This is a genomic window from Rothia sp. P6271 (assembly GCF_048512995.1).
Lineage (GTDB): Bacteria > Actinomycetota > Actinomycetes > Actinomycetales > Micrococcaceae > Rothia.
The window spans coordinates 16,890-34,142 of the sequence record NZ_JBLXXV010000013.1; the positions used below are offsets into that span (position 1 = coordinate 16,890).

Sequence of the window (17,253 nt, forward strand, 5' to 3'; positions counted from 1 at the left end):
GATCACCTATGCTGACTTCTTTATACACTCGTTTAAACCTCGCTAAAACAACATTTCTAACGCTCATATGTGCAGGTATCACCTTCGGCGCAACCTTACCTAGCTGGATTGACATTCGCATCAACACCGCACTGATTGCTTCAACAGTGCAGGTTGCCGGTTCAGAGGCAGCCCCCGCCGTAAGTTCCCTCTCCCTCGTAGCTTTAGCAGGCATGCTCGTCATTCGTTTAGCCTCTACACGAATTGCGCGTATCGTCGCCATCTTACTGTCCCTGACTGGTATTGGAATGTGCGCATCCATCATTTCAGTACTCCTGGACCCTACTTCTGCTTCGACAACACCAGTAGGAAAAGCTACCGGACTATCGCAGGTCGCAGCAGATTACACCATCACCTTCTGGCCCTGGGTGTCCTGTCTTGGCGCAATCCTCATTACCCTTCTTGGACTATACCTGTTCCTAGCACTGGCACATTGGCCGAAGAAAAGAAAATACGATAGAACAACCCAGCCCGTCACTGACGAAATAGATGATATTGATACTTGGGATTCTCTCAGCGCTGGGATTGACCCCACGGCAAAAAGCTAAGAGAAAGCTAAGAGTAGAGGGTAAAACCACGCAACATAGCGCATAAATCTAAGCTGTTATTGACACTATCGACTAGAATCGTCAATAGGTTTATTTCCTCCACAAAGAGGAACACACATACAAGGAGAAACAATGGCTAAAGAGCAGATCGTGCTTTCACCAGAGATTCCATACCCCAACCACGGAAATACCGTTGCTTCATGGGGAATGTTCTCTGTGATGATTCTCGGTGCACTCATCTCTGCACTAGGCTTTGACTTTGGACATCCATTCTTTTTCTGGCTTGGTCTTGGAGTAATCGTCCTCGGCGCATTCGTCGGTTGGGCTCTCAAAGCTGCCGGCTACGGTCAAGGTGGGGCAAAGACTAAATACACCGGACACTAAGTTCCGTATATGACCTCTTATATAAGCGTCTCGCCCTCGGCGGGACGCTTATTTCATAGGAATTACTATCACCAACCAATAACTATTCTTTTTTCTGATGAAGGAACACTGGCATGGCAACAGTCTTAGAAAACATCATCACAGGTGTACGTGAAGACCTCAAAGAACGCATAAAAAATACCCCGTTAGAGCAGATACAACGCCAAGCCCAAAACCAAAAACCTGCACTAGAAGCGCTAAACTATCTACGCCCCACCAACACCTTTAACGTCATCGCAGAAGTCAAAAGAGCCTCTCCCTCTAAAGGAGAACTCGGAGAAATCCACGACCCCGCCGCCCTCGCACAAGCCTATGAACGTGGGGGAGCTAGCATCATCTCCGTTCTTACTGAACAACGACGCTTCAAAGGAACACTCAACGACCTCAAAACAGTACGCGAACACGTCAACATCCCCATACTACGCAAAGACTTCATCATCGACGAATACCAGATTTGGGAAGCACGAGCCTACGGCGCTGACCTCATCCTCCTCATCGTCGCAGCACTGGATGACCAAACACTCAGAGAATTTCTAGAACTCACCCATAGACTGGGCATGAGAGCACTCATTGAAACACACACACCAGAAGAAATTGAGCGCGCCAAAACACTAGGAGCCCACATCATCGGTGTTAATGTACGAAACCTCAAAACTTTAGAAGTCAACAACTCACACTTTGCAGAACTAGCCCAACTACTCCCTCAAGACGCTGTCATCATCGCAGAATCTGGTGTCTCCACAGCCCAAGATGTTACAGACTACGCATTACACGGGGCACAAGCCGTCCTCGTCGGAGAAGCACTCGTTCGTTCCGGAGAACCCGAAAACACTGTCCGAGAATTCAAACAAGCCGGACACACCGGACGTACACAATACCTTCAACAGCAGAACGCCTAAGACCCAACTCACTCAACAGCTCTATAACAGAAAACGAGGCATAACGGTGACAAACCAACTTGCAGATAACTTTTTGAAAGGGAACTCTTCTTCCCTCAAAAATGCCCCCGGCCCTTACTTCGGTCAATACGGTGGTCAATGGATGCCCGAATCTTTAATGATGGCAATGACCGAGCTAGAAGAAACCTTCGAATCTGCAAAAAATGATCCAGCATTTATGGCAGAATTCCAACGCCTCAGCCACGAATACTCCAACCGCCCATCACTACTAACCGAAGTACCACACTTCTCAGAGCACGCTCACGGGGTACGTTTCTTCCTCAAACGAGAAGACCTCAACCACACTGGCTCACACAAGATTAACAACGTTATTGGCCAAGCGCTCCTAGCACGACGCATGGGAAAAACCCGTCTCATCGCAGAAACAGGAGCCGGACAACACGGTGTAGCAACAGCAACAGCCGCCGCATTATTCGGCATGGAATGCGTCATCTACATGGGTGAAGAAGACACCGAACGTCAATCCCTCAACGTGGCACGCATGCAACTTCTTGGGGCACGAGTTATCGCCGTTCAAAACGGTTCACGAACCCTCAAAGACGCCATTAACGAAGCACTACGCGACTGGGTAGCAAACGTCGACAACACCCATTACCTCCTTGGAACAGCAGCAGGAGCACACCCTTTCCCTGCCATGGTGCGTTTCTTCCACGACGCCATCGGCACTGAAGCCCGAGAACAAATCCTCGAAGCCACCGGAAAACTTCCCGACGGTATCGCAGCATGCGTTGGCGGAGGCTCCAACGCTATTGGAATGTTCCACGCTTTCCTTGACGACCCCGATGTAAAAATCTATGGCTTTGAAGCAGGCGGTGACGGCATCGATACAGACCGTCACGCAGCAACCATTAACCTTGGAAAACCTGGCATGCTTCACGGCGCGATGACATACCTGATGCAAAATGAAGACGGACAAATCATCGAATCCCACTCAATTTCTGCTGGACTCGACTACCCCGGGGTCGGCCCCGAACACTCCTACCTCAACGACATCGGCAGAGTCAGCTACCAGCCCGTTACCGACACCGAAGCCATGGACGCATTACAGCTACTATGCCGTACCGAAGGTATCATTCCTGCTATCGAATCTGCCCATGCGCTCGCTGGCGCTCTGCGCGTTGCACGCGAATGGGCTGCCAACGACCCTGAAACTGCTTCCGACAAAGTGATGGTGGTATGTCTTTCAGGTCGTGGCGATAAAGATATGGGAACAGCCCTAGAATGGTTCGGCCTAGGTAAAGCCATCCCTTCATCATCTTTAGTGACTGGAAATAAAGAAGCTATGCACGAAGCTCAGAGCGTAGAGAGCGAGAACAACTAATGACGTATCGTGATTATCTATCAGAAGGCGTTCGGTATTCTGTACATCATAATTCTTTTCCGCCGGCTCCAGCTGGGTCGGCGTTGAAACGACGCCTTGAAGAATGTCGTGAACAAGGACGTGCTGCCCTCATCGGTTACTTACCGGTAGGCTACCCCACCGTTGACGAATCCATTCAGGCTGCTATTGCGTTAGGACGTAACGGTGCAGACATTATTGAACTAGGTGTCCCTTATTCTGATCCAGTGATGGACGGCCCTGTTATTCAAAAGGCAACAGCACACGCCATAGAGAACGGATTTCGTCTAAAAGATGTGTTTCGTGCCGTACACGAAATTACTGAGGCCACCTCTGCTGTTGTCGTTGTAATGACCTACTGGAACCCCGTGTTAAGTTATGGTGTTGACGAGTTCGCTCGTGATCTTTCAGCAGCCGGAGGAGCTGGAATCATCACACCAGACCTCGTCCCTGACGAAGCTTCCGCATGGTTTGAGGCCTCCGAAAAGTATCAGTTAGATCGTGTTTTCTTAGCTGCTATTTCTTCTTCTGACGAGCGTTTAGCGATGATTTCTCGTGCTTCTAGTGGCTTCGTGTACGCGGTCTCTGTCATGGGTGTGACGGGTATGCGCCAGTCCGTGAACAATGCTGCTTCTGAACTGGTGCAGCATTTACGTGAAGCGGACGCTCCAGCAGTTTGTGTTGGTTTGGGTGTTTCTCGCCGTGAACACGTTGAAGAAATTGGGCAATATGCTGATGGTGTGATTGTGGGGACTGCTCTTGTGAAAGCTCTAGAATCTGATGGCGTTGAAGGAGTCGCAGTTTTGACGCGTCAGTTAGCAGGTAAGAACGATGAATAATACGGTGTTAGAGGCTTCTATTCCGTCCCCATCTGTTAGTAGTTTTCATGTAGGTGGTCTAACCATTCATTTTTATGCTTTATGCATTTTGGTGGGTATTTTCTTGTGCTTGAAACTTACAGCCTACCGTTGGAAGTCATGGGGGCAAGATCCTGAACGTATCTGGGATATCGCGTTATGGTCTTTCCCCTTTGGCATCGTGGGCGCTCGAGCTTACCACGTGCTCATTACTGACCCTGCAAGTTATTTTGGTGCAGGTGTTAATCCTCTCAACGTCTTTAAGATATGGGAGGGCGGAATCGGTATTATGGGTGCTATTTCTTTAGGTTCTTTAGGTGCTTGGATTGCTTGTCGTCGTTATGGTATTTCTTTTGCGCTCTTTGCTGACGCTGTTGCCCCTGGTATTCTTTTAGCTCAGGCCTGCGGACGTTGGGGTAACTGGTTCAATCAGGAGCTGTTCGGCAAACCGACTACTCTGCCGTGGGGCTTAGAAATTTCTTCTCATTCTCCAAATTTTCCGCATCAATACCCTGCCGGTACGCTCTTTCACCCAACTTTTCTGTACGAATCGTTATGGAATCTTTGCGGTGTCATGCTCTTATTGTATTTAGGTCGTAAGTCGGTGCTTGTTTTAGGTCAGACTTTTTGGCTCTATGTGTTGTACTACGGTGTAGGACGTATCATTATCGAGATATTCTGGCGTATTGATACTCCTCATTATGTGCTGGGTCTTCGCGTTCATGTGTGGACTGCTGGTTTGCTGATTGTTCTTGGTCTTTGTGGTCTGATCATCGCTAAGAGGCGTGCTCGTCAACGTGCTCTTATAGACGCGGCTCAAGGGGTCTAAACTTCAGCTCCGTAATATTGTTCTGGGAGAAAACCAGACGATGTCCTGCCCACAATATATGTTGTGGGCAGGACATCGTCTTTTAAGGTATAGAAGTTTTATGATGCGGTGAGGTGTACTCTGTTATTGGTCTGTTCAATGACCCGATACTCGTGGGTCACGACAATAGCAATCCCTCCGTTACGGCAATGTTCTTGAAGAAAATCGAGAACACATTGCGCGTGGTAATCGTCTAATGCTGCTGTTGGTTCGTCAAGAAGGATTATAGGAGTCTCGCGGACTGCTGCTCGTATAATCCCGATAGGCTATTTGGTGATCTTATCGTTTGCTAGTTGGTAGGGGTGTTTTCGCTTTTTCTAGGGTTTTGGTTTAGGGCTTTTATTGCTTGGGTTTTGCTGTTGAGGATTGCATCGATAACGGATATAACGGCTGCTCGTTCTGAATCAGTGAGGTCTTTTGCTCTTTCTGGGAGGATGAAAGGCTCTCCTCCTGCTGGTGGAAGTTGCGCTAGGAGGCGTAGCTGGTGGGAATCTAGCCCTAGGACTTCTGCGAAAGCGTCTAATACTTCGGTGTTAGGCTTAGCGGGAACTTTTCCCGTCATGTATCTGTGGGCAGTAGCTTTACTTACTTTGTAACCGTGTTTTTCGGCTCGTTTAGATATTTCCTGAGTTGAATAACCGAGGCTCTGGCAGGCTTCTTTGAGAGTATGAGAAAGACTATTCACAATCCTATTCTTAACGCAAAAACTTTATTGGACAAGACTTCTAGACAATTTTCCAGTTTTTGTCTCTGCCTAAAAACAGGAAAAATAAAAAATATGCTCTAAAGGTGGACAACCTATTACGAGTGGGTATATACAAGATACTAGGAATCCCAAGAGATAGCGCTGAATCTTTAGGAGCTGCTAATGACCAAGCTGCTAACACCGGCTCAAGTATCTGAACTAACCGGCTTCAAAGAAACAACCCTCGCCAACTGGCGTTCGCAAGGAAAACAACTGCCTTACTGCAAAATAGGGCACTCAGTTCGTTACCGCGCCAGCGATGTTGAAGAGTGGATACGCAAAAATAAACCTAAAAAAGTCTACAAATAGGTATTATCTCATCGACGTAGAAATAAGCCTCACTCTAAAACACCGAAGACATTACGGGCAGGGTGCGTCCACCACACTACAAAAGAGTAGTTCCCCGATATACTCTTATCCCGTGATAACAACATATTTTGAGGACTGCTTACAGGGGAGAAAGCTGTGCCACAACGGTCCAGCTAGAAAGATGAGCTGTGTTAAAACCCTCTGGACTTCCATAACGGTCTTGGTCCATCACAAAAAATACTGTTGAGACGCCTTTATTTCACTGTGTACGTCTTGTCGCTAAAAATAAAAATATCCGAGACATCCAACTATTTAACTATCAGATACTAAGCCGTCTCACTATCTGGTGCATTAATACGAAGAATTACCCCTTTTGAAACAAAACAAGGCACAATAACTACCAGAAGATAGATAGAACACACCCAAAAAACTAGCGTCTTCTACCGGTGAACGTGAAAACGTAACAACATTGACTCCACCACACACAGGAATCAACTGCACCACAACAAATCCACCACTGATAACACCTATACCCATCAGTAAACGGAATATACCCCATCGCTGCAATGGCGCGGCTCAAAGACCTTTAACTCTTATCCCACACCCAAGAGTTAGAGCCTATGCGCATACACGATGCGGATATATCAAACTTTGTGCCGTACCACCACCGAAACCTCGCTCACACACGTACCCTAACGCATGTGAACGACCCGCCGTGGAGAGGAAAAGGCCTTTGAAAAACCCAACATCACACACCCCAACACAGAGCAAACACAACTCCACCACACCACCGTCACCCTTCCAAACATTTGCCGCAATACCTCAAGCGCAAGGGCTATACCACCCCGACAACGAAAAAGACGCCTGCGGACTAGCGATGGTTGCAACGATCAACGGTCAAGCCAGCCACGATATCGTTGACCACGCACTCACAGCACTGCGTCGGCTCGAACACCGAGGAGCCGTCGGAGCAGACGAAGGCACCGGCGACGGCGCAGGAATCCTCCTACAACTACCCGACACATTCTTCCGCGCCGTACTAGACTTCTGCCTACCAGAAACCGGAAAATACGCAGCTGGAACAGCGTTCCTCCCCGCTGACGAAGAAAACATCAGCGAATACAAACAATCACTAGAAGACATCGCCCACGCAGAAGGACTCAAAGTCCTCGGCTGGCGAGACGTGCCCACCAACCCAGAACTTGTTGGAAAATCAGCACGCGCCGTCATGCCTCACTTTGTACAGATGTTCATCGCCGAAGCAGAACCCGAAGAACACGACGCCGTTGCCGCACCCTTCACCGGACATATCCCTATCATCGACCTCGACACAACATCCGCACAACAACAACTAGACCAAAAAGCTTTTCGTCTACGTAAACGCGCACAGCACAAGCTCGGAGTATATTTTCCGTCCTTCTCTACACGAACCATCGTGTACAAAGGAATGCTAACCACCGCACAACTAGAACCCTTTTATCCTGATCTCTCAGACCCCAGATTTCAGACAAAACTTGCTATCGTCCACTCACGATTTTCAACGAACACCTTTCCCTCATGGCCGTTAGCGCAACCCTTTAGAACCATCGCACATAACGGCGAAATCAACACCGTCAAAGGCAACCGTAACTGGATGCGAGCGCGTCAATCACAGCTCAAATCACCATTGTTAGGACGAAACCCCGAAGAATTATTTCCCATCTGTTCGGCGGGTGCTTCAGATTCTCAGTCTTTTGACGAGGTTGCAGAACTGCTGTTGCTCTCTGGGCGTAGCGCGCCACAAGTGATGATGATGATGATTCCTGAGGCGTGGGAAAAACACGAGGATATGGACGAAGACCTCCGAGCCTTCTACCAATATCATTCAACGTTAATGGAACCATGGGACGGTCCAGCAGCCGTAGCCTTTACCGATGGTACACGGGTTGGTTCTGTTCTTGACCGTAACGGGTTACGACCAGCACGCTACTGGGTGACTGATGAAGGTCTTGTTGTTCTTGCATCTGAAGTGGGCGTTATCGATATTGACGAGAAGAATATCGTTCAGAAAGGTCGAGTCAGCCCAGGAAAGATGTTCTTCGTCGATACAGAACAACAACGTATCATCTCAGATGAAGAAGTTAAAAAGAGCGTAGCGAATAGTCACCCATGGAAAAAATGGGCGTCAGAGTCCATTATCAATCTTGCCGATTTACCTGAACGTGAACATATTCGTTACCCTCGTTCATCAATGACTCTGCGCCAACAGACTTTTGGGTACACCACTGAAGAACTTAAAAAGATTCTTGCCCCGATGGCACAACATGGTGCAGAGCCTATTTACGCGATGGGAACGGATACTCCTATTGCGGTTCTTTCGTCACGTTCACGATTACTTTTTGACTATTTTGTGCAGTCTTTTGCTCAGGTAACGAATCCTCCTCTTGACTCTATTCGTGAAGAGCTTGTTACGTCCTTGAAGACGTCGGTAGGTCCTAATGGGAATATTCTTCGTAATGGGCGTGTACATACTCGTCATATTGGTTTAGATTTTCCCGTTATCAATAATGATGAGTTGGAAAAGATTGCTCACCTCACTGATGAGGATGGTATGGGTATTGCCCTGAAAGTTCGGGGTCTTTATAACCCTGCTGGGGGAGAAGACGCTTTACGTGCTCGGCTGAGTGAAATTTGTGAAAAGGTGTCTGCCGCTGTTAATCGCGGTGTGGAGCATATTATTCTTTCTGATCGTCATTCTAATGCGCAGTGGGCGCCTATCCCGTCGTTGCTGTTGACGGCGGCGGTTCATCATCACCTTTTGCGTTCTGCAACTCGTACGAAGGCGTCTTTGGTGGTTGAAGCTGGTGATGTTCGCGAAGTGCATCATATTGCTACTTTGGTTGGTTATGGTGCTTCAGCGGTGAACCCGTATCTTGCCATGGAGTCGGTGGAACAGCTGGTTCGAGATGGTGAGATTGAGTCAGTTTCTGAGGATGAAGCTGTTAAGAACTTGATTAAGGCTTTGGGCAAAGGTCTGCAGAAGATTATGTCGAAGATGGGTATTTCTACGGTATCTTCGTATTGTGGTGCTCAGACTTTTGAAGCTTTGGGTTTGTCTGAGCGTCTTGTGAGCGAGTATTTTCCAGGGACTCATTCGCAGATGGATGGTGTGGGTCTTGACGTTATTGCTGCTGAGGTGAAAGCCCGTCATGACCGTGCTTATCCTCAAGGTGGGGTAGCTGTTCCACATCGTACTTTAGAAACTGGCGGTGAATATGATTGGCGTCGTGATGGTGCCTCCCACTTGTTTAACCCTGAGACTGTTTTTCGTTTGCAGCATGCAACCAAAACGGGGCGCTACGATATTTTCAAGTCTTATACAGAACGTGTAAATGATCAGTCTAAAGAGCTGATGACAATACGTGGGTTATTGTCTTTGAAGCAGGATCGCCCTCCGATTGATATTTCTGAGGTAGAGCCGGTGAGCTCTATTGTGAAGCGTTTTTCGACGGGTGCGATGTCGTATGGGTCTATCTCTCAGGAGGCTCATGAGACTTTGGCTATTGCGATGAATGCTTTGGGTGCAAAGTCGAATACTGGTGAGGGCGGTGAAGATGTTGAACGGCTTCTTGACCCGCAACGGTGTTCAGCTATTAAGCAGGTTGCTTCTGGTCGTTTTGGTGTGACGTCTTTATACCTAACACACGCCCAAGATATTCAGATTAAGATGGCTCAAGGCGCTAAACCTGGTGAAGGTGGGCAGCTCATGAGTCAGAAAGTGTACCCGTGGGTGGCGAAGACCCGTCACGCGACAGCTGGGGTGACCTTGATTTCGCCACCTCCTCATCATGATATTTATTCTATTGAGGATTTGGCACAGCTGATTTATGACCTCAAACGTGCCAACCCGCAGGCTCGTATTCATGTCAAGTTGGTGTCTGAGGTGGGTGTTGGAACGGTTGCTGCCGGTGCAACGAAAGCTAAAGCCGATGTCGTGCTTATTTCTGGTCACGATGGTGGTACTGGTGCTGCTCCTTTGAACTCCTTGAAACATGCTGGAGCACCATGGGAGTTAGGTCTTGCTGAGGCTCAACAGACTTTGATGATTAACGGTTTACGTGACCGCGTGGTTGTGCAAGCTGACGGGCAACTAAAAACCGGTCGTGACGTGATGATTGCTGCTTTATTGGGTGCAGAAGAGTTCGGTTTTGCAACAGCTCCACTCGTGGTGGAGGGCTGCATTATGATGCGTAAATGCCATTTGGATACCTGCCCAGTGGGGGTTGCGACACAGAACCCGACGCTTCGCGAACGGTACACCGGTAAAGCTGAGCATGTTATGAACTTCTTTAAATTTATTGCTGAAGAAGTTCGTGAATATTTAGCGCAGCTGGGGTTGAGAAGTCTTGACGAGGCTATTGGGCGTGCAGAACTTTTGGATACTTCTGCTGCTATCGAACATTGGAAAGCTGACGGTTTAGACTTATCGCCTATTCTGCGTTCAACGTTTGAAGAGTACGCGGGTCGGGGAGTGCGTCATAGCCGTGAACAAGACCATGAACTGGATGCTCATATCGATCACCATTTTATTCGTGCGGCTTCTGCCACTTTTGAGCACCGTCAGAAGACTCAAATCACTCGTGATGTGGTGAATACTGATCGTTCTATCGGCACAATGCTAGGACATTATGTGACGAAAACGTTTGGTACTGACTTATTAGAGCCAGATACGATTGATCTTCATCTGAAAGGACATGCTGGTCAGTCTTTGGGTGCGTTTATTCCTCAAGGAATGACTATTCGACTAGTTGGTGACACCAACGATTACGCCGGTAAAGGCTTATCTGGTGGACGAATTATTATCCGCCCAGATGAGAATGCTCCTCTTATCGCTCATGAAAATGTTGTGGCAGGGAACGTTATCGGTTATGGCGCTACCAGCGGTGAACTGTTTATCCGTGGTGTTGTAGGTGAACGTTTCTTAGTGCGTAATTCTGGTGCTACTGCTGTTGTTGAAGGAATCGGTGACCACGGTTGTGAATATATGACAGGTGGCAGAACCCTGATTTTGGGTGAGACAGGACGTAATTTTGGTGCTGGTATGAGTGGTGGTTATGCATATGTACTAGATCTCAACATGAAGAATGTGAATAAAGATTCTCGTGAGCAGGGCGAACTATTGTTTTACGCTTTATCTGAAACAGATTGTTCAGAGGTTCGCCAACTTTTGGAAGAACATGTGCAGCATACGGGGTCGCATCTGGGGCAGCAGCTTTTGGCAGATGAAGAGGACACCATGCGCCGTATCACGAAGGTTGTGCCGCGTGATTATGCGGCGGTTTTGAGTGTTCGTCAGGACGCTCAAGCTCAAGGTGAAGATCCTAACTCGATGGCTGTGTGGAAGAAGATTTTGGAGGTAACCCGTGGCTAATCCTCGTGGTTTTCTAGAAGTAACAACTCGTCAAGACCGTCCTAAGCGTCCTGTGCCTGTGCGTATTATGGATTATCGTGAGGTGCAGGTTCGCCCAAACGAGGCTGTTATCCGTCAACAGACATCGCGTTGCATGGATTGTGGTGTGCCGTTTTGTCACGCTGGGTGTCCTTTGGGGAATCTTATTCCTGAGTGGAATGATTTGGTGTGGCGTGGTCGTACCCGTGAAGCGGTGGAGCGTATGCACGCAACAAACAATTTTCCGGAATTTACGGGACGCGTGTGCCCAGCTCCGTGTGAATCTTCTTGTGTGCTAGGTATTAATCAGCCGGCGGTCACTATTAAACAAGCTGAGTATTCTATTGGTGAAGCTGGGTTTGCTGAGAACCTGATTGAGCCTATTCTTCCTGCACGTATGTTAGATAAGACGGTTGCTGTGGTGGGCTCTGGGCCAGCTGGGTTAGCGGCTGCTCAACAATTAACGCAGGCTGGTTTTACGGTTGCTGTTTTTGAACGTGACTCTAAAATTGGTGGTTTGTTGCGCTATGGTATCCCTGATTTTAAATTAGAGAAATCTGTGGTGGAGCGTCGTCTTGCAGTGATGGAAGAAGAAGGCACTCGTTTCCGTCCCGGCATTAATATTGGTACTGATATTACGTGGGATGAGTTACGACGACGATATGACGCTGTTATTGTTGCGACAGGGGCAACAGCTCCTCGTTTACTGGATATTCCGGGCGCTGAGTTATCTGGTATTTATCCGGCAATGGATTATCTCAAGGACACGAATCGTTTTGTCTCAGGGGAGAGCTCTTCACTGAGCATTGACGTTACCGGTAAGAACGTGATTATTTTGGGCGGTGGAGACACTGGATCTGACTGTATCGGTACGGCTGTACGCCAAGGAGCAGCATCTATTACGACTCTTGCGATTGGTGAACAGCCACCGCTTGAACGCTCTGATAGTGAACCATGGCCGATGTTTCCAAAAGTATTTGAGGTGTCTTCTTCTCACGAGGAGGGTGGAGAGCTTCGCTATTTAGCGTCAACCGTGGAGTTCGTTGGTGAGAATGGTGTTTTGACAGGTCTTAAAGTTGCTAAGACGCAGTACCTACCTGATGGCCGTCGTGTCCCTGAACCAGGTACCGAACATGTTATCCCTGCTGATGTTGTGTTTTTGGCGTTAGGTTTTACGGGGCAAGATTCTCGAACTTTAGAAGAACAAATTGGTGCGTGCTATGACAAGCGGTCAAATGTTGCACGAGATGAGAACTATATGACGAATGTTCCTGGCGTGTTTTCTTGTGGTGACGCTGGCCGCGGACAGTCTCTGGTGGTGTGGGCTATCGCTGAGGGGCGTGCAACAGCTGCCGCAGTTGAGCGGTATCTTACCGGTTCCACTTTCTTACCTGAACCGGTGTCTCCTCATGATCGCGGGTTTACGCTTCTTTAAGAGTAAGAGACGGTATAAATAAATCTATGTGGTGGGGTAAAAGATATCTCTTACCCTACCACATAGAGGAGAACAAATATTGTTATTGTTGAGTAGCTAACGTTTGTAGGACGTGCTCGACTAACGGTTTAACAGCTATTGGGTCAGAATAGTTTACTTTTCCCTGTTCAAAGCTTTTAAGCATTTGTTCTTGAGCTTGAGAGCGTTGAGGTTTTGCCGCTATTGCTGCACGTACCCCCATCATGAGCGTTTTATGTTTCATGCTGAGCTTGGTATGGTCTAGTCCTCCACGAAAATGGAAAATTTTAGCGTTCTCCGTTAACGTTTCGCCATAGTTCTTTATCACCATATTGTCTAACTTTTGGCGGATATTACCTTCAAGCCCGTTAAAAGATACGGTAAAAAACACGCGTGGGACTGATCGCAATAGTTCAGCGTATTTTTGTGTTGTTTTTGCTCCTGTCAAAAATGTTCCATAGTCGCTAGCTCCGATAAGAACAATATCTGCTGATTGAATATTTTCTGCGCAGAGCTGTTCTGTAGCGCAAATCGTTACGTTGATAGTGTTGTCATGGTTAGTTAACGCTTCGGATATCCAGTGTGCATATTCTGTGGTGTATCCGTACTGGCTACCGGCTGAGATGAGAACACGTGCTCCCATGAGGATACGCGCCTTAGCTTTCTACGTTGGGGGAGAGATACCCTGCGACTGTTTCGACGAGGGGGAAGATGTCTTCACGGTTGGTGTAGTCTCCACCACCATTGTCGAAAGATTCAATCATCTGTTTGTCGTATTCGTTCGCGTGAGGCTTGAGACGATATGCGGTGCGAACTCCTGCTAGAACAGTTTTGTGAGTTTTCGTCATTTGGGAGAGGTCTAGTCCTCCGCGGAAGTGGTAGGTGGGGCAGTTTCCTGCGACGTCTTCTTTGTAAGATTTCATGACGCGTTTGTCGAGGTATTCACGCGGGTATACGGCTAGACCGTTGAAACATACGGTGAAGAAGACGCGGTGCGGAACTTTGAGCATTGCTTCACGGCGTTTGCGTAATGTTGGAGCGCCGGTGAGGAACCCTCCAAGGTAACTTGCCCCGACGATGAGTACGTCAGCAGATTCGATGAGCTCGTCGGTGGCTTCTGCAATGGGGCTGAGGCTAATGTTGGGGGACTGGTCGAGAGTTTGGAGTTCTTCTGCAATCCAGCGGCAGTACCGTTCTGTAAATCCGTAGTTTGAGCCGAAGAGGATAACGACGTTTTGGGTGCTCATGAGTCTCACGTTTCTTTCATGCCGGTAAGGCGTGGTTTGCGGTGCTTTTATATCTCAAGAATAAAACAAGTTGAACGGCGATGGAACATTTAACGAATAAGATGTGTGTTTTTGTGGGAAATAGGCTGGTTTTATGAGTTATTTTTCTCATTTCTGGGACAAAAAGAAGGTTTATGCCCGTATAATGAGGTATGCACCCGGAGAGATGCTAAGAATATCTGTGAATGTGTGGGAATGTTATTTTTTGTGGCTCATTGAACGCACTATCGCAAGATGTTCTATCATCCCCCTTGTTGTCGCACCCCCAAACTTACTAAGGTTGTATACATGAGACGCGCAAAAATTGTTTGTACTATTGGTCCGGCAATCTCCTCTGAGGAGAAAATTAAGGCAGCTATTGAAGCTGGCATGAACGTCGCCCGCCTTAACATGAGCCACGGCGACCACGATGTTCACACAAATTCCTACAAGAACATTCGTAAACAGAGCAAAGCGCTCGGTAAAAACGTTGCCATTTTGGCAGACCTACAAGGCCCAAAGATTCGCCTTGAAACCTTCAAAAACGGTTCTGAAGTTCTAGAACCTGGTGATACTTTCAAAATTACGACCGAAGACGTCGAAGGTACCAAAGACATCTGTGGTACTACCTTCAAAGGACTCCCTGGAGACGTCGCTCCCGGAGACACCCTGCTCATCGATGACGGAAAAATTCGTCTTGAAGCCATTGAAGTAACTGACACGACAGTAACAACACGCGTTGTTGTTGGTGGGCCTATCTCCAACAATAAAGGTATTAACCTTCCCGGTGTTGCGGTATCTATCCCCGCATTGACCGAAAAAGATGAACGCGACCTTCGCTTCGCTTTGAAACTTGGTGTCGACATTATCGCTCTTTCTTTCGTGCGCTCTGGCGACGATATCGCTCGTGTTCACGAAATCATGGACGAAGAAGGATTCCGCATCCCCGTTATTGCGAAGGTTGAGAAGCCTCAGGCTGTTGACAATCTTCAAGACATCGTCGATAAGTTCGACGGTATCATGGTCGCTCGCGGTGACCTAGGCGTTGAATATCCTCTTGAAGAGGTCCCTCTCGTCCAGAAGCGAGCCATCGAACTTGCTCGCCGCTGGGCTAAGCCTGTTATCGTGGCAACGCAGGTTCTTGAATCAATGATTCATAACCCCACTCCAACTCGTGCAGAAGCATCTGACTGCGCTAACGCTATCCTTGATGGCGCAGACGCCGTCATGCTTTCTGGTGAAACATCTGTGGGCGAGTACCCGATTATCACCATTCAGACGATGGCTCGTATCGTCAAATCCACTGAGGAACGTGGCTTGTATCGCGTGCCTGAACTAGGCACTTCTCCTAAGACTCGTGGTGGCGCGATTACTCGTGCGGCAGTGAACGTTGCTGATCAGCTCAATGTTGATTACATTACCGCGTTCACTCAGTCCGGCGATACAGCTCGCCGTCTTGCACGTTTGCGCCCATCGAAGCCTGTGATTGCATTTACTCCTGATCCTAAGGTTCGCGCATTCCTTGCAATGCTTTGGGGTGTAGACGCGGTAGAAGCTGCGAGCGTTGCAAACACTGATGAGATGACAGGTCTGGTCGACCAGTACCTTTTGGCTCAAAAAATTGCTGAACCTAATCAACTCATCGTTATGGCGGCTGGTTCACCTCCAAGCGTTGCCGGCTCAACCAACATGTTGAAAGTTCACCGTATTGGTGACTTGGATGACGCTGGTGCTCTTCTTCCTGAAGAGAAAGAGAAACTCGGCCCTTGGGGTGAAGATTCCTAGCATCGTCACTCTCTAAGGTTTTATCCTGATACGAGAAGAAGCCCTGTCCTATGTTCTGTTTATGAGCGAGGATGGGGCTTCTTTCTGTTGTGTTGTGAGGCATTAGATAAAGTATTTTATGATTTCGACTCTTTCGATTTCACTTTTGCGTAGTAATGGTGTATCGTAGAGGAGTGCTCTTAGCGCAGATGCGCCCAAGTGGCGGAATTGGCAGACGCGCCGCACTCAAAATGCGGTTCTTAGGAGTGTGGGTTCGAGTCCCACCTTGGGCACACAATAAACCCTCTTCTCTCTTGTAGAAGAGGGTTTTTTATTGGTATCAACCCATCGGTAAGGTGTTATTTTGTGTTAGGGGAGAACGCTCTATTCTCGGAAAAACCTGTAAAGGGTAATTTTGAGGCTTAACTTTCTCTCTGTGAGATTCTCAATAGAAATATCTTTTGAGTCTACGAGAGATGTTTCACCGAAGGTGTGATTCCTCTACGTTTAAACTCTGCTTGAACTTCTGGGCGAGCGTCGATTGCTTCTAATGCTTCAACGGCGCAGTGGTATCCGGCCCATGTGCTGCCGTAGACGATAGGTTGGTGTTCTCTCCAGTTAACGTATAGTTTGGGGTCTATGGAGATAGCGTATTGGTGTACTAGTTCAGCGACCCATAGGGCTGTTTCGCTGTCTCCTCCGCCTCCAGTGTCGCAGTCGTGTTTTAGATGTTTGGGGAGCTTTTTTCTGACATGTTGGTTGAAGTCGTATGCGACGTTTTCGAGTTTATAGAGGTCCATACTAGTTATCATTCCTCAGACTCTTTGAGATTATCTAAGAGCGAGGGTGTAAACAGGTTATCAATTTGGCTTATTACGTGCATAACAGATAGCTCAGGACTTTTTCTCCTATTTTTAGTCCCATTTTCCTTCCAACACATCTTTTAAAAACCTCTTGGGTAACCAAAATGAATGCTTTGTGATTTTTATTCCGTTGGGCAAGGTATCCGTATCAGATATCTTCCCCTTGCCGAGAAATTCTGATGGACCTACCTCATAGTAGGTGTTCTGCGCGTGTATTTTTGTAAAAATCACTTTATTTACTCTACTCTGTGGGAAATTTGTTGATACTTTATTTCCTTTTACGGTGAGTTCTACTCCTTCGCGGATAATATTTTGAGTCTGTCTCCAAACCCGTTGAACTTCTTCTAACAGTTGTTCGGGAAACCCCCAGAACTTAATATCGTCTAGAATAAA

At 47.8% G+C, this 17,253-nt stretch carries 14 protein-coding genes, 1 tRNA gene and 1 pseudogene; 11 read left to right on the forward strand and 5 right to left on the reverse strand.

The window, feature by feature from the left end:
* Positions 1 to 8 precede the first annotated feature (8 nt).
* From ACN08X_RS08115 to lgt, 6 genes are all read left to right on the forward strand, one after another.
* A complete protein-coding gene (locus ACN08X_RS08115; protein ID WP_419108441.1) occupies positions 9 to 587 on the forward strand; it encodes a Trp biosynthesis-associated membrane protein in 579 nt (192 codons plus the stop codon).
* 132 nt (positions 588 to 719) lie between these two features.
* On the forward strand, positions 720 to 971 hold the full coding sequence (locus ACN08X_RS08120) for an HGxxPAAW family protein (RefSeq protein WP_419101810.1): 252 nt from the start codon (positions 720 to 722) through the stop codon (positions 969 to 971).
* 113 nt (positions 972 to 1,084) lie between these two features.
* Positions 1,085 to 1,909 (forward strand): indole-3-glycerol phosphate synthase TrpC, encoded by an 825-nt coding sequence (gene trpC / locus ACN08X_RS08125; protein WP_419108442.1) that lies wholly within the window; start codon positions 1,085 to 1,087, stop codon positions 1,907 to 1,909.
* Positions 1,910 to 1,955: 46 nt separating this feature from the next.
* The gene (gene trpB, locus ACN08X_RS08130) at positions 1,956 to 3,290 is read left to right on the forward strand and encodes a tryptophan synthase subunit beta (protein ID WP_419101808.1); all 1,335 of its coding nucleotides are present in this window, start codon (positions 1,956 to 1,958) and stop codon (positions 3,288 to 3,290) included.
* Positions 3,290 to 4,147 (forward strand): tryptophan synthase subunit alpha, encoded by an 858-nt coding sequence (trpA, locus tag ACN08X_RS08135; RefSeq protein ID WP_419108443.1) that lies wholly within the window; start codon positions 3,290 to 3,292, stop codon positions 4,145 to 4,147. The genes trpB and trpA overlap by 1 nt, the downstream gene beginning before the upstream one ends.
* Positions 4,140 to 4,994, forward strand: a complete 855-nt coding sequence (lgt, locus tag ACN08X_RS08140) for a prolipoprotein diacylglyceryl transferase (protein WP_419101806.1) — start codon at positions 4,140 to 4,142, stop codon at positions 4,992 to 4,994. Before trpA ends, lgt begins: the two co-directional genes overlap by 8 nt.
* Before the next feature lie 328 nt (positions 4,995 to 5,322).
* On the opposite strand, the gene ACN08X_RS08145 is transcribed toward lgt, so the two are convergent.
* Complete coding sequence (locus ACN08X_RS08145; RefSeq protein WP_419108444.1) at positions 5,323 to 5,718, reverse strand: helix-turn-helix domain-containing protein; 396 nt, start codon at positions 5,716 to 5,718, stop codon at positions 5,323 to 5,325.
* Between the two features lie 183 nt (positions 5,719 to 5,901).
* Here ACN08X_RS08145 and ACN08X_RS08150 point away from each other — a divergent pair, with 183 nt between their 5' ends.
* From ACN08X_RS08150 to ACN08X_RS08160, 3 genes are all read left to right on the forward strand, one after another.
* Positions 5,902 to 6,087: a helix-turn-helix domain-containing protein gene (locus ACN08X_RS08150; RefSeq protein WP_419108445.1), complete on the forward strand. Its 186-nt coding sequence runs from the start codon at positions 5,902 to 5,904 to the stop codon at positions 6,085 to 6,087.
* A 733-nt stretch (positions 6,088 to 6,820) separates the two neighbouring features.
* Positions 6,821 to 11,497: a glutamate synthase large subunit gene (gene gltB, locus ACN08X_RS08155; protein ID WP_419108446.1), complete on the forward strand. Its 4,677-nt coding sequence runs from the start codon at positions 6,821 to 6,823 to the stop codon at positions 11,495 to 11,497.
* The gene (locus ACN08X_RS08160) at positions 11,490 to 12,950 is read left to right on the forward strand and encodes a glutamate synthase subunit beta (protein WP_419108447.1); all 1,461 of its coding nucleotides are present in this window, start codon (positions 11,490 to 11,492) and stop codon (positions 12,948 to 12,950) included. The genes gltB and ACN08X_RS08160 overlap by 8 nt, the downstream gene beginning before the upstream one ends.
* Before the next feature lie 82 nt (positions 12,951 to 13,032).
* Here the strand turns inward: ACN08X_RS08160 and ACN08X_RS08165 are convergent, their stop codons facing one another.
* Positions 13,033 to 13,611 (reverse strand): flavodoxin domain-containing protein, encoded by a 579-nt coding sequence (locus tag ACN08X_RS08165; RefSeq protein ID WP_419108448.1) that lies wholly within the window; start codon positions 13,609 to 13,611, stop codon positions 13,033 to 13,035.
* A 13-nt stretch (positions 13,612 to 13,624) separates the two neighbouring features.
* Positions 13,625 to 14,215 (reverse strand): flavodoxin domain-containing protein, encoded by a 591-nt coding sequence (locus tag ACN08X_RS08170; protein ID WP_419101799.1) that lies wholly within the window; start codon positions 14,213 to 14,215, stop codon positions 13,625 to 13,627.
* 327 nt (positions 14,216 to 14,542) lie between these two features.
* Between ACN08X_RS08170 and pyk the strand changes: the two genes are divergently transcribed.
* Positions 14,543 to 16,018: a pyruvate kinase gene (gene pyk, locus ACN08X_RS08175; protein WP_419101798.1), complete on the forward strand. Its 1,476-nt coding sequence runs from the start codon at positions 14,543 to 14,545 to the stop codon at positions 16,016 to 16,018.
* Positions 16,019 to 16,210: 192 nt separating this feature from the next.
* Positions 16,211 to 16,290, forward strand: a tRNA-Leu gene (locus ACN08X_RS08180).
* 174 nt (positions 16,291 to 16,464) lie between these two features.
* Here ACN08X_RS08180 and ACN08X_RS08185 read toward each other — a convergent pair.
* Positions 16,465 to 16,797, reverse strand: a complete 333-nt coding sequence (locus ACN08X_RS08185) for a hypothetical protein (RefSeq protein WP_419108449.1) — start codon at positions 16,795 to 16,797, stop codon at positions 16,465 to 16,467.
* A gap of 114 nt (positions 16,798 to 16,911) precedes the next feature.
* Positions 16,912 to 17,253 (reverse strand): annotated as a pseudogene (locus tag ACN08X_RS08190) (DNA mismatch repair protein MutH); the annotation flags it as partial.

Coding starts and splice junctions, on each gene's coding strand:
- trpC (WP_419108442.1), top strand. CDS start 1,085: ATGGCAACAGTCTTAGAAAACATCATCACAGGTGTACGTGAAGACCTC.
- ACN08X_RS08120 (WP_419101810.1), top strand. CDS start 720: ATGGCTAAAGAGCAGATCGTGCTTTCACCAGAGATTCCATACCCCAAC.
- ACN08X_RS08170 (WP_419101799.1), bottom strand. CDS start 14,215: ATGAGCACCCAAAACGTCGTTATCCTCTTCGGCTCAAACTACGGATTT.
- pyk (WP_419101798.1), top strand. CDS start 14,543: ATGAGACGCGCAAAAATTGTTTGTACTATTGGTCCGGCAATCTCCTCT.
- ACN08X_RS08165 (WP_419108448.1), bottom strand. CDS start 13,611: ATGGGAGCACGTGTTCTCATCTCAGCCGGTAGCCAGTACGGATACACC.
- ACN08X_RS08115 (WP_419108441.1), top strand. CDS start 9: ATGCTGACTTCTTTATACACTCGTTTAAACCTCGCTAAAACAACATTT.
- lgt (WP_419101806.1), top strand. CDS start 4,140: ATGAATAATACGGTGTTAGAGGCTTCTATTCCGTCCCCATCTGTTAGT.
- trpA (WP_419108443.1), top strand. CDS start 3,290: ATGACGTATCGTGATTATCTATCAGAAGGCGTTCGGTATTCTGTACAT.
- ACN08X_RS08150 (WP_419108445.1), top strand. CDS start 5,902: ATGACCAAGCTGCTAACACCGGCTCAAGTATCTGAACTAACCGGCTTC.
- ACN08X_RS08185 (WP_419108449.1), bottom strand. CDS start 16,797: ATGGACCTCTATAAACTCGAAAACGTCGCATACGACTTCAACCAACAT.